General features: G+C 64.0%; 13 protein-coding genes and 1 riboswitch. Of the genes, 8 read left to right on the top strand and 5 right to left on the bottom strand.

Going from position 1 to position 11,920, the window contains the following annotated elements; genetic code table 11:
- Positions 1 to 92: 92 nt before the first annotated feature.
- Entirely contained in the window at positions 93 to 1,724 is a 1,632-nt protein-coding gene (locus A5788_RS12030; protein WP_156525507.1) for a PucR family transcriptional regulator, read from the bottom strand.
- Between the two features lie 49 nt (positions 1,725 to 1,773).
- On the opposite strand from A5788_RS12030, the gene mug reads away from it, so the two are divergent.
- On the top strand, positions 1,774 to 2,358 hold the full coding sequence (gene mug / locus A5788_RS12025) for a G/U mismatch-specific DNA glycosylase (RefSeq protein ID WP_064867689.1): 585 nt from the start codon (positions 1,774 to 1,776) through the stop codon (positions 2,356 to 2,358).
- Positions 2,359 to 2,398: 40 nt separating this feature from the next.
- Here the strand turns inward: mug and A5788_RS12020 are convergent, their stop codons facing one another.
- The 4 genes from A5788_RS12020 to A5788_RS12005 all read right to left on the bottom strand — a co-directional run bounded on the left by A5788_RS12020 (position 2,399) and on the right by A5788_RS12005 (position 5,234).
- Positions 2,399 to 2,695 (bottom strand): DUF503 domain-containing protein, encoded by a 297-nt coding sequence (locus A5788_RS12020; RefSeq protein WP_064867687.1) that lies wholly within the window; start codon positions 2,693 to 2,695, stop codon positions 2,399 to 2,401.
- A gap of 68 nt (positions 2,696 to 2,763) precedes the next feature.
- Positions 2,764 to 3,618, bottom strand: a complete 855-nt coding sequence (ppk2, locus tag A5788_RS12015) for a polyphosphate kinase 2 (protein WP_064867685.1) — start codon at positions 3,616 to 3,618, stop codon at positions 2,764 to 2,766.
- Positions 3,619 to 3,692: 74 nt separating this feature from the next.
- Positions 3,693 to 4,679: a malate dehydrogenase gene (locus tag A5788_RS12010; RefSeq protein ID WP_064867683.1), complete on the bottom strand. Its 987-nt coding sequence runs from the start codon at positions 4,677 to 4,679 to the stop codon at positions 3,693 to 3,695.
- Between the two features lie 60 nt (positions 4,680 to 4,739).
- On the bottom strand, positions 4,740 to 5,234 hold the full coding sequence (locus tag A5788_RS12005; RefSeq protein ID WP_231894216.1) for an META domain-containing protein: 495 nt from the start codon (positions 5,232 to 5,234) through the stop codon (positions 4,740 to 4,742).
- 131 nt (positions 5,235 to 5,365) lie between these two features.
- Between A5788_RS12005 and secA2 the strand changes: the two genes are divergently transcribed.
- The 7 genes from secA2 to A5788_RS11970 all read left to right on the top strand — a co-directional run bounded on the left by secA2 (position 5,366) and on the right by A5788_RS11970 (position 11,785).
- Positions 5,366 to 7,804: an accessory Sec system translocase SecA2 gene (gene secA2, locus A5788_RS12000; RefSeq protein ID WP_064867681.1), complete on the top strand. Its 2,439-nt coding sequence runs from the start codon at positions 5,366 to 5,368 to the stop codon at positions 7,802 to 7,804.
- Between the two features lies 1 nt (position 7,805).
- A complete protein-coding gene (locus A5788_RS11995; RefSeq protein WP_049700695.1) occupies positions 7,806 to 8,426 on the top strand; it encodes a CDP-alcohol phosphatidyltransferase family protein in 621 nt (206 codons plus the stop codon).
- A 28-nt stretch (positions 8,427 to 8,454) separates the two neighbouring features.
- Positions 8,455 to 8,859: a glycine cleavage system protein GcvH gene (gene gcvH, locus A5788_RS11990; protein WP_049700694.1), complete on the top strand. Its 405-nt coding sequence runs from the start codon at positions 8,455 to 8,457 to the stop codon at positions 8,857 to 8,859.
- A 212-nt stretch (positions 8,860 to 9,071) separates the two neighbouring features.
- On the top strand, positions 9,072 to 9,521 hold the full coding sequence (gene garA, locus A5788_RS11985; protein ID WP_049700693.1) for a glycogen accumulation regulator GarA: 450 nt from the start codon (positions 9,072 to 9,074) through the stop codon (positions 9,519 to 9,521).
- Positions 9,522 to 9,564: 43 nt separating this feature from the next.
- Entirely contained in the window at positions 9,565 to 10,251 is a 687-nt protein-coding gene (gene ftsR, locus A5788_RS11980) for a transcriptional regulator FtsR (protein WP_005206868.1), read from the top strand.
- Positions 10,252 to 10,368: 117 nt separating this feature from the next.
- Positions 10,369 to 10,869 carry a bifunctional nuclease family protein gene (locus tag A5788_RS11975; protein ID WP_049700692.1) on the top strand — a complete coding sequence of 167 codons (501 nt, stop codon included), beginning with the start codon at positions 10,369 to 10,371 and terminating at the stop codon, positions 10,867 to 10,869.
- Positions 10,870 to 11,179: 310 nt separating this feature from the next.
- Positions 11,180 to 11,785: a MerR family transcriptional regulator gene (locus A5788_RS11970; RefSeq protein WP_049700756.1), complete on the top strand. Its 606-nt coding sequence runs from the start codon at positions 11,180 to 11,182 to the stop codon at positions 11,783 to 11,785.
- Between the two features lie 26 nt (positions 11,786 to 11,811).
- A riboswitch (glycine riboswitch) is annotated at positions 11,812 to 11,903 on the top strand.
- The last annotated feature ends 17 nt before the right edge of the window (positions 11,904 to 11,920 follow it).

Raw genomic sequence — 11,920 nt, 5'->3', positions numbered from 1 at the left:
GTCAAGTCGATCGAGGATGAAGACTTTTAGGCCGTTGTTCGTTGTGTGTGGAGGTTCGCCGATTCGCGGGCGGGAGACTTGGTCGAGATGCACTATGAGCGACGTCCTAATTTGTGCGAATCGGAGGTGTTGGGCGGGAGGCGAGCGCCAAGGGACTCATGCCATACGAGAAGCGCTAGTGCGGCACGGAGCCGGGCCGTCGCAGATTGCAGATCGAGGCTCGCGAGGGCGTTGATTCGCTGCAGTCGATACCTCATCGAATTGGCATGTATACCCAGCGTGCGGCTCGCCTCCGCTAGGTTGCCGGGGTGCAAGAGCGACGCCGAAACCGTAGCGATGAATTGAGTGCCGTGCTCCGCGTCGTGATCGCGTAGGACTTGGAGGGGTGAAGTGAGTTCGCTAGCAAGGGGCGCCAGTTGTTCGGCCGCCCTTATGAGGGCGAGTTCATCAGAGACTGAGGAGGCCGTCAGCATCACCGGTCTTGGTGGTTCGAGGTCAGAGGTTGGCCTCAGCGCCGACGCTTCCCGGATCTGTCGTGCTTCGGTTGCCGAAGCGGGCAGTTCGGAGAGGGCAGCGGTCGCTGCTCCAACGGCAATCACATAGGAGCCGACACCGACCACTCGAGACAAGCGCTCGGAGAGCATGGACGCGACGTCCTCCGCATCCTGTTCGGTTTCGTCCAGTGGCACGACTGTGAACAATGCGCTCCCGATACTCGCCGATCTGACACCGTCACGAAACGCCTGCATGTGGAACATGATTTTGCGTGATAGCTCTGTGTCTTCCCCCAGAGCGACGACGCTGTGCCTGTCGGTCGGCCGGAGTCCGAGCGGTGCCGCAGCGATCTCTTCACCTAGCCCGGTTGTCAGCGCTGCGGCGAGAGCAGATTCCCGCAACCGGAGTTCATACTGAGCGTGCAGGATCTCACGTAACAGCATCGCAGTGGCCGTCTGTTTGGTCTCCAGTAGGAGTCGGCGTAAAGAGCTGCGATCGGTGTCCATGTCAAGAGTCGACCAGATTGTTCCGAGGACCTCGTCCTGAGATCGGAGTGCAATCACCATCCGAGCCGGTTCTCCGTCCCCTGCCTCGCGCACGACGACATCGTCGGAGCGCCATACCGCAGGCAGGAACCCGGTGGCCATGAGATGTTCGACGCGCCACTCCGGTACGGCTCCGCGGAGAATGGTTTGGTTGCGTATGGAGTCGACTTCTCCGCTTTCGACGGCGTATGCGAGGACCCGCGACTGCCTATCTTCAATTGTCACGGCGGTAGAGCTACTCGTGCTGATCCATCGAGCCAATTCCTGCAGGGTGTCGACTCGTGGTGCCGGTGCTTCGATGCGACCCGCATCGACGAGTCTGATCATTGCCCTGAACAGTTCCGTCCACCCCGTCCATCGTGATCGACGAAGGATAGGCACCCCATCGAGCTGTTGCAGGCTGGTGATCGACCTATCGATGGACGTGTCAGGAGGCACAATGATCGCCGCCGAAGTCCTCGTTTCGTGCAGGATTGACAGGAGTTCGAACTGGTTTCGAATAGGTGTGGAGACTAGAACTAGAGCCTCCGAGTAATCTCGGAGAACTCCGGGTTCGTACAAGACGACGGTTGTGACCTGTCTGTTTTCGTCACCTTCGTGGCCGATCTCAAGCGGAACGATCATGCCCGCCGCGCTGGATATCAGCGCCGATAGCGCAACAGACCTGTTGTTCGCGTCACTCACAATCTTTGCGATTCACGATGCACATCCGTGACACAGTACCTTCGGCCACATGGGCTTCACCAAAGCCGAACTGGCAGCGTGTAGCGATCGGCTGGTTCCCGACCTCATCGGGCCGGGGTGCCGGTTGCTGTTCGTCGGTATCAATCCCGGTCTGTGGAGCGCGGCAACCGGCGCGCATTTCGCCCGACCGGGCAACAGATTCTGGCCCGCGCTGTACCGAGCGGGCATCACAGACCACGTTGTCGACGCGTCGGCCGGGATGAGTGATGCCGATCGCGAGCAGGTCATCGGCGCCGGCGTCGGGATCACCAACGTCGTCGAAAGGGCAACGGCGACAGCGGCAGAACTCGACAAGGCAGAGCTCGTCGCGGGCGGCGAACGCCTGCGCGCGCGGGTCGAACACATCGGTCCTGCGGTCGTGGCCGTTGCAGGTATCACCGCCTACCGCGCCGCATTCGGCGATCGCCACGCACACCCGGGCGAGCAGGCCGAACGCTGGGGCACCGCCCGGGTGTGGGTGGTGCCCAACCCGAGCGGACTCAACGCACACGAAACCGTCGACACCCTCGCGGCCGCGTATCGCGTCGTCGCTGTCGAGGCTGGAGTGGTGAAGGCGGGAGTGCCCGACAGCTGAGTCGGTGCTGTCCGCTGAGTCGGTGCTGTCCGTGCACCTGTCAGATGTCGTTGGACGACAGTTCGCGTCTGCGCACCGACAGCAACTCGACCTCGGGGCGCGCCGCCGCGAACCGCTCCACCGAATCGAGGATGTCGACGACATGCCCCCGATTGGCGGCGACGAGCGACACCCCGATCGTGGTGCGACGATGGGCGTCGAGATGGTCGACCTCTGCGACCGACACCGAGAAACGTCGTTTGCACTCGGCGATCAACGGGCGGACAAGCGAGCGTTTCGTCTTGAGCGAGTGCACGTCACCGAGCAGGAAGTCGAATTCAGCGATACCAATCCACATCGCGACTCATGCTACGCAGGCGCGATCGGTTCAGTCACCGGTAATTTTTGGTCAGTCGCCGGTCTTCATCAGTCACTGGGTCCGATGAGTTCTGCGACGTGATCGGGAACGTACTTCGACAACGAGCGCGGCGGGCGATGATAGTTCCCGCTCTCGATCGGCTTCTTCGGCAGCGAGACCTGCGGGCGCGGAACCTCTTGATAGTCGATGGTGGAGAGAAGGTGCGACATCATATTGAGTCGCGCATGCTTTTTGATGTCGGATTCGACGACGAACCAGGGGCTCAGCGCGGTGTCGGTGTGCACCATCATCTCGTCCTTCGCGCGCGAGTAGTCCTCCCACCGATAGACGGACTCCAGGTCCATCGGGCTCAGCTTCCACTGCCGCACAGGGTCATTCATTCGCGAGCGGAACCGGCGCAGCTGCTCGTCGTCGGATACCGAGAACCAGTACTTGCGCAGGATGATTCCGTCGTCGATCAGCATCTGCTCGAAGATCGGGGTCTGTCGGAGAAAGCGGGTGTGTTCTTCGGGTGTACAGAAGCCCATCACCTTTTCGACTCCGGCACGGTTGTACCAGGATCTGTCGAACAGGACGATCTCGCCGGGCGCGGGCAGTTGCGCCACGTAGCGCTGGTAGTACCACTGGCCGCGTTCACGATCGGTGGGGGCGGGCAACGCGGCCACGCGCGCGATCCGAGGGCTGAGGTACTCGGTGATGCGCTTGATGGTGCCGCCCTTACCGGCGGCGTCGCGCCCCTCGAAGATCACGACCACGCGCGCACCCGTTTCGCGTACCCACTCCTGCAGTTTGACCATTTCGGTCTGCAGTCGGAAGAGTTCCGCCTCGTACACCTTGTTGGGGATTTTCTTCTGCTTGGGCTCGGCGGACTTCGATTTCTTCGACGTCGACTTCTTTGACATGTCGGAAGTTTAAGCTGCCGTGAACGATTGGGCGGGCAAGAGTGACCAACAGGAGACGTATTGGGGTCCCTGCGTCAGCGCCGTGCGGCGACCGCGTCGAGTTCTGACTGCAATTCGGCAACCGACGCGTCGATTCGGGCGCGCGAGAACTCGTTGATCTCGAGGCCGTCGACGATCTGCCACGCGCCGTCGACCGATCGGACGGGGAACGAGCACATCAGGCCTTCGGGAACTCCGTATGCACCGGGAGAACTGACCGCGGCTGACGTCCAGTCGTCGGCGGGGGTACCCAGTACCCAGTCGCGCACGTGATCGATTGCCGCATTGGCGGCCGACGCCGCCGAGGACGCGCCCCGTGCCTCGATGATGGCGGTGCCTCGGGCGGCGACGGTCGGGATGAAGTCGTCGACAAGCCAGTCGGTGTCGGCAGCGACGTCGGCGCCACTTCGATCACCGATGCGCGCGTGGAAGATGTCGGGGTACTGCGTTGCCGAGTGGTTACCCCAGATGCTCACCCTGCTGATGTCGCGCACCGGGGCTCCGGTGTGTGCCGCGAGTTGCGCGATGGCCCTGTTGTGGTCGAGACGTGTCAGTGCGGTGAATCGCTCGGCGGGGACGTCGGGCGCGCTCGCCGCGGCGACCGCCGCATTGGTGTTCGCCGGATTGCCGACGACGATGACGCGGATGTCGTCGGCCGCGACGTCGTTGATGACAGCGCCCTGCTCGGCGAAGATGGCCGAGTTCGCCGACAGCAGGTCCGCTCGTTCCATGCCTTTGGAGCGCGGTTTCGCACCGATGAGGAGCCCGAAGTCCGTGCCGTCGAATGCTGCACGCGCATCGTCGAAGATGTCGACGGAGGTCAGTAGCGGAAACGCGCCGTCCTGCAACTCCATCGCCGTGCCGTGCGCCGCGGAGACCGCCTGGGGGAGTTCGAGGAGGCGGAGTTTGATCGGGCGGTCGGGCCCGAGCATGTCGCCCGCGGCGATGCGGAACACGGCGGCGTACCCGATGCTGCCTGCGGCGCCGGTCACGGTGACGACCACTGGAGTGGTGTCTGTCATCTTCGGTTTCCTGTCTCGTTGTGGGTGACGTGTCGACTTGTGCCTGACGTGCCGCACACGTCAGCTCTGTGAAGAACTCTCGGTCAGAACGACTTTCGTCGAGCCGTGCGTGAGCGTCAACGTGGTTCCCTCCAGATCCCAGGTCACCGAGTCGGAGAGAAAGTCACTCAGCCACTTGTCTGCACCGTCACGCGGCGGGGGACACGCCATCATCGTGGTGGCCAGCTTGTCGGTGCGGAACGTGTTGTCGACGAAGGTCAGCGCACCGTTGTGGCGATTGCAGCCGGCCGTTGCCGAGATTCGCCCGGTTTCGGGGAACGAGACCTGCATCGGCCCGCCGCCGGGAATCGGTGTACCGGTCACCGACGTCGACGAGTAGTTCTTGCCGACCAGCACGCCTGGGTCGACCTCCCGCGATGATGAGTCTGTGCTCGCACCACAGGCGGCGAGGATGACGACACACGCAGCGCCCAAGGAGGCGACGAGCAGTCGCACCGGCGAACGAGATCGAGCTGGGCGGTACTGACACGTCGAACCCCGGCGTCGGATGCTCACGGGATTCACGGTAGCCGAAAGCGTCTGGTGGACGCGTCGTAATTGTCGGCTGCGTGGCCGCGTACCGTGGTTGTCGATCCGGGCCGTGACGTCGGAGTTCGGATGAAACGACGAGGTAGGAGAATCGTTCGGTGGGAAAGCTGACGAACAGCATGTGGCGGCTGCTGGGAGCCCAGTCCTCACGTAACCAGTCCAAATCGGTCGGGTTGATCAAAGAGGCGGACAACTACACCGACTGGGCCGCGGGCTTGGACACCGAGCACTTCCGTGACGAGGCCGAGAAACTCGAGATCAGCGCCGACGAGAAGGACCGAGCCAAGTTCCTTGCGCTGGCCCGGGAGGCCGCCGACCGCACGCTGGGTCTGAGGCCGTTCGACGTCCAGCTCCAGGGCGCGCTTCGCCTTCTCGAGGGCGACGTCATCGAGATGGGTACCGGCGAGGGCAAGACCCTCGCGGGCGCGATCGCTGCCGTCGGTTATGTCCTCGACGGCCATCAGGTGCACGTCATCTCGGTCAATGACTACCTGGCCACTCGTGACGCGGAGTGGATGAAGCCGCTCTTCGATTCGTTCGGGATCGTCGCGGGCGCGGTGTCGGAGAACTCGACCCGCGAAGAACGCAAGCGGGCCTACGCGGGCGACATCACCTACGGATCGGTCAACGAGATCGGGTTCGACGTGCTGCGCGACCAGCTCGCACAGTCAGAGGATGATCTGGTTTCGCCGACGCCCGACGTCGCGATCATCGACGAGGCAGACTCCGTGCTGGTCGACGAGGCGCTGATCCCGCTGGTGCTCGCAGGCTCGACCGAGGCCGAGGTTCCCGACCAGGCGATCCACGAGGTCGTCGGCCGGTTGAAGAACAAGCACTACGACATCGACGCCGAAGGTCGAAACGTGACCCTCACCGACGAGGGCGCCGCCTTCGTCGAAGAGGAACTCGGCAGCATCAACCTCTACGACGAAGAACATGTGGGCACCACACTCGTCCACGTGAACATCGCGATGCACGCGCACTACCTGCTCGAGCGCGACGTCCACTACATCGTCCGCGACGGCGGCGTCCATCTCATCAACGCCTCGCGTGGTCGCGTTGCGCAGCTGCAGCGCTGGCCCGACGGCGTGCAGGCCGCCGTGGAGATCAAAGAAGGACTCGCACAGACGGATTCGGGCGAGGTCATCGACACGCTCACCGTGCAGGCACTCATCGGTCGCTACCCGCGCGTCTGCGGCATGACCGGTACAGCGCTCGCCGCGGGCGAGCAGTTGCGCCAGTTCTACGAATTGCGGGTCTCGCAGATCCCACCGAACACCGCCAACATCCGCACCGACCTTCCCGACCGTGTGTACGACACGAAGGCCAACAAGGTCGAGGCAGTGGTCGACTACGTCAAGGAGATCCACGAGACCGGGCAGCCGGTGCTCATCGGAACCCACGACGTCGCCGAGTCGGAGGAGCTCGCCTACTTCCTCGAGAAGGCAGGCGTCCCGAGCGTCGTCCTCAACGCGAAGAACGACGTCGAAGAGGCGAAGATCATCGCGGAGGCGGGTGTGAAGGGCGCCGTCACCGTGTCGACCCAGATGGCAGGCCGAGGCACCGACATCCGACTCGGCGGTTCCGACGACGATCCGGCAGCGCGCGAGGAGGTCGTCGAGCTCGGTGGCCTGTGCGTGGTGGGAACCGGTCGTCACGACACCGAACGACTCGACAATCAGCTCCGCGGCCGTGCGGGCCGTCAGGGAGACCCGGGTTCCGCGGTGTTCTTCAGCAGCCTCGAGGACCCGGTCGTCACCAAGAACCTCGCGTTCAAGCGCGACCCTGTCTCCTCGGAGCCCGACGGATCGATGGGGCAGAAGGGCATCGACCTGATCGAGCAGGCCCAGCGCGTCGCCGAGGGCGTGATGCTCGAGCTCCACGCCAACACCTGGCGCTACAACAAGCTGGTCAACCAGCAGCGTGAGATCGTCGTCGCACGTCGAATGAAGCTGCTCACGACCGACACCGCGCTCGAGGAACTCGCCGAGCTCGAGCCGGAGCGATACGCCGAACTGACCGGGACCGCGAGCCCGACGGCGGACAAGGCAGACCAGGCGGACAAGGCGACGGCCGACGGGGAGACCGGTGACAAGGATGCCGGTGACACGACAGCCGACACTGCCGACGACGCGGCTGAGTCAACCCCTGCGACACCCACCGAGCCCGTTTCCCGCGATGTTCTCGTCCAGGCGGCCCGCGAGATCATGCTCTACCACCTCGACCGTGCCTGGGCAGATCACCTCGCATTCGTCTCGGATGTCCGCGCGAGCATCCACCTGCGGGCAATCGGCAAGGAGAGTCCGCTCGACGAGTTCCATCGGCTGATCCTCGCCGAGTTCGGCGAACTGCCGAACGAGGCCGTCGAGAATGCGCGTGCAACGTTCCGCGATGTCGCGATCACCGCGGACGGCGTCGACCTCGGTTCCGCCGACCTCCACCGATCGACGACGACGTGGACCTACATGGTGCACGACAACCTGTTCGCGTCGGGCGGGGCCAAGACCCTGCAGGGCGTCATCGGCATCTTCCGCTGACGTGGACGACCACCCCGAGTCCGTGAGCTCGACGTCGCGGATCGTCACGGTGCCCAACGCGCTGAGCGTCCTGCGCCTGGCGCTGATCCCGGTGTTCCTGTGGCTGCTGCTCGACGTCAAGGCCGATGCCTGGGCGTTCTGGGTACTCATGTTGTCGGGGTTCACCGACTGGGCCGACGGCAAGTTGGCTCGCCTGCTCAACCAGTCGTCGCGGCTCGGTGAACTGCTCGACCCGCTGGCCGACCGGCTCTACATCGTGATCATTCCGGTCGCCTTTGCGATCAGGGGGATCATCCCGTGGTGGATCATCGGCATCATCGTGGCGCGTGACGTGCTGCTGTTCGCGTCCGGTCCGCTGTTGCGGAGCAGGGGACTGCTGGCTTTACCGGTGCTCTACATCGGCAAGGCGGCGACATTCGCGTTGATGAGTGCGTTCCCGTGGTTGCTTGCGGGACAATTGGATTCGGTGATCGGCACGATCTGTTACCCGATCGGTTGGGCGTTCCTGATATGGGGCGTCGCGCTGTATGTGTGGTCATTTCTGCTGTACTGGGCGCAGACGATTGCGGTGGTCACGAAGATGCCGCGTGCTGGCGTGCCGACCGGCAGGGACATGGCCTAAAGTCTCGGAGGACTAGAAAGGGGTCGACGTGACCGATACCAATGTGCCGGCTGAACTGAGCTACACCCCCGAACACGAGTGGGTGCGCAAGGTCGGTCCGACCACGGTCCGAGTGGGGATCACCGACTACGCGCAGGGACAGCTCGGCGACGTCGTCTTCGTGCAGCTGCCGGAGATCGACAGCGAGGTCGAGGTGGGCGAGTCGTTTGCCGAGGTCGAATCGACCAAGAGTGTCTCCGACATCTTCGGACCGCTCAACGGGACGATCTCACAGGTCAACGACGAGCTCGATTCGTCGCCCGACCTCGTCAACTCGGAGCCGTACGACTCGGGCTGGCTCGTCGAGATCAGCCTCGACGATGCATCGGTCCTCGACGCTCAACTGGCCGACATGCTCGATGCAGATGGCTACCGGGCCGTAATCGAAGGCTGACCATTCCCAGGGCACGGGAAAGTATGATCGTCGTTGTCGTGGCCGAGTCGCACGTGGTTGCGTTCGGCACAGGCGGTACGGTTTAGCCAACGGAATTCGACGTCGCATCCGCGGCGTCGGGTGGCCTGGTGCGAGACCTCGCAGCGCGTGAGCGCGGACGCCGACGGTGAGTGCACTCAAGGTGACGAACGGATGAGGACGAAGGAGAAGCGGTGAGCGATAACGACAACGGCTACGAGGCGCCGGTGGAAACCACATCGGTGTTCCGTGAAGAGTTCATCAACGAACTCGACGCGGGCGCGGCGACCTCGAGCGAGCCGGCCGACACAGGGGTCGAGCGGCTGTCGCCCGGTACCGCATTGCTCGTCGTGAAGCGTGGCCCGAACGCCGGTTCGCGCTTCCTGCTCGATCAGCCGACGACATCGGCAGGTCGGCACCCCGACAGCGACATCTTCCTCGACGACGTCACAGTGAGCCGACGACACGCCGAATTCCGGTTGGGGGACAACGAGTTCCAGGTTGTCGACGTCGGCAGCCTCAACGGCACCTACGTCAATCGCGAGCCTGTCGACAGCGCAACTCTCAGCAACGGCGACGAGGTCCAGATCGGAAAGTTCCGGTTGGTCTTCCTGAGTGGTCCGCGCGACGGTTCCGGCGCCTGACACCGTGCCGGCCTCGACTGCGGACGCGCGCGGCGGAGGATCGATGTCCATCGGGTCGGTCCTCGCGCTGCTGCGCGAGGATTTTCCCGATGTGACGATCTCAAAGATCCGTTTCCTCGAAGCCGAAGGGCTTGTCACGCCAGAACGCGCCCCGTCGGGCTACCGGCGATTCAGCCAGTCCGACTGTGAGCGCCTGCGTTTCGTGCTCACGGCACAGCGCGATCGCTACCTGCCGCTCAAGGTCATCAAAGAGCAACTCGACGCCATCGACCACGGCGACGGGGGATTCGGCGCAGGTGGCACACCGGTGTTGTCGACTGCGCGCAGCGTCGTCGCACCGGCCACCGACTTCTCGGCGCGAGGTGGTCGGGTCTCCCGCGAGACCCTCATCGAGCGAACCGGAGTCGATTCGGCGTTCGTGACCGAACTCCAGCGCAACGGTCTATTGACATCCGGGCCCGCCGGATTCTTCGACGAGGACGCGGTACGGCTCGTCGAAGCCGCCGCGGCCCTCGCCAATTACGGCGTGGAAACCAGGCATCTGCGCGCGTTCAAGGTCTCCGCGGATCGTGAGGCGGGACTCGTCGCGCAGATTGCCAACCCGATCGCGAAGGGCAAAGGCACCGGCGCCCGCGACCGCGCCGAAGAACTGATTCGCGAAATCGCCGCGTTGTCGGTGACCCTGCACACGCAACTGGTCAAGCAGGCCGTGCGTGGCGTCCTTGATTGACGATCTTCTTGACGAAAGCGGCACGGCTCGCCGGAGCCGTGTATCTCGCCACGACGCCGCAGCGGGTCCAGTCGGTGTAGCGTCGATGGCAATTATTGACGGCGCGGGAGGTGCGAGATGAGCGAGATGCGTGTGGTGGGCATTCGGGTCGAGCCGCCGCAGAGTCAGCCGGTTCTGCTGCTGCGCGAAGTCGATGGCGAGCGCTATCTGCCCATCTGGATCGGGCAGAGCGAGGCGGCGTCGATCGCCTTGCGCCAAAAAGGGATCGAGCCGCCGCGGCCGCTCACCCATGACCTCATCGTGAATCTCATCGAAGAGTTCGGTCAGACACTCGTCGAGGTGCGCATCGTCGACATGCAAGAGGGCACCTTCTACGCCGAGATGGTCTTCTCGGGCGATGTGCGGGTGTCGGCCCGACCGTCGGATTCGATCGCGGTCGCGATGCGCGCAGAAGTGCCGATCATCGCCGACGAGGAAGTCCTCGCCGAGGCAGGTCTGTTGATCCCCGACGAAGACTCCGAAGACGGCCCCGAGGCGAAAGAGGACGAGGTGGAGAAGTTCCGCGAATTTCTCGACAACGTGTCGCCCGACGACTTCAAGGCCAGCGGCGGAGCCTGACACTCCCGCAGCGACACGTCACGGTTGCGTATCCCGTAGATCACCGTTCATCTCGATCTCAAGTTGAGGTTGAGTCTTAGGGCGCGTCGCATTGATTCGACGCACGGCCGCGACATACCGTCACGCACGTGATCGTCGGGGACACACCCGACGAGAGAGAGCAGATCGGGTTCGGCGGCGTATCGTGGTTGCAGGTCCGCACCGGTCCGATCCGAGCGTGGCGAGGGAGTCTGCAGTGGGCGATGTGCCGTTCGACGGTGACGAAGGTCAGCCGTCAGACAGCGAGACGACGACCGACGGCAACGTCGGCGTGGAAGCCGAGCATCCGGCGGACGACCCGACCCCACGTCGCCGGGCAACGCAGGGCAGCCTCGACGACATCGCGCCGGGACTCTTCCCCAACGACACCGTCCCCGACGAACTCGTCGGCTACCGGGTGCCGAGCGCATGCCAGATCGCAGGGATCACCTACCGACAACTCGACTACTGGGCACGCACATCACTCGTCGTGCCGTCCATCCGCGGTGCGGCAGGTTCGGGTAGTCAGCGTTTGTACTCCTTCAAGGACATCCTGGTCCTCAAGATCGTCAAGCGTCTGCTCGACACCGGGATCTCGCTGCAGAACATCCGGGTCGCCGTCGATCACCTGCGCCAGCGCGGCGTCGAGGACCTCGCCGGAATCACCCTGTTCTCCGACGGCACCACCGTCTATGAGTGCACGTCGGCCGAAGAGGTCGTCGACCTGCTGCAGGGCGGACAGGGAGTGTTCGGTATCGCGGTGAACGGTGCCATGCGCGAGCTGACCGGTGCCATCGCCGATTTCCCCGGCGAGCGAGCCGACGGTGGAGTCACCGAGTCGGCCCCCGAGGACGAACTCGCAGCGCGTCGCAAGAACCGCACCCGCCGAACCGGATGAGCGTACGGGTAGACTGAACAACGCGTCGCTGCAGTACGGGAGAGCGTCATCTCGAATGGCCGCCGAAGGAGCAACACCTCCTCGTCAAACTCTCAGGCACCCGGACCGTACTGTCGACGGCGTCTCTGGAAAGTG

It is taken from the genome of Gordonia sp. 852002-50816_SCH5313054-c, from assembly GCF_001665925.1.
Lineage (GTDB): Bacteria > Actinomycetota > Actinomycetes > Mycobacteriales > Mycobacteriaceae > Gordonia > Gordonia jacobaea.
This window is presented reverse-complemented; position numbering and strand designations above follow the sequence as displayed.

Bases quoted from the DNA above. Each gene is read 5' to 3' on its own strand.
- mug (WP_064867689.1), top strand. From the start codon at position 1,774: ATGGGCTTCACCAAAGCCGAACTGGCAGCGTGTAGCGATCGGCTGGTT.
- A5788_RS12020 (WP_064867687.1), bottom strand. From the start codon at position 2,695: ATGTGGATTGGTATCGCTGAATTCGACTTCCTGCTCGGTGACGTGCAC.
- ppk2 (WP_064867685.1), bottom strand. From the start codon at position 3,618: ATGTCAAAGAAGTCGACGTCGAAGAAATCGAAGTCCGCCGAGCCCAAG.
- A5788_RS12010 (WP_064867683.1), bottom strand. From the start codon at position 4,679: ATGACAGACACCACTCCAGTGGTCGTCACCGTGACCGGCGCCGCAGGC.
- ftsR (WP_005206868.1), top strand. From the start codon at position 9,565: ATGTCCATCGGGTCGGTCCTCGCGCTGCTGCGCGAGGATTTTCCCGAT.
- A5788_RS11975 (WP_049700692.1), top strand. From the start codon at position 10,369: ATGAGCGAGATGCGTGTGGTGGGCATTCGGGTCGAGCCGCCGCAGAGT.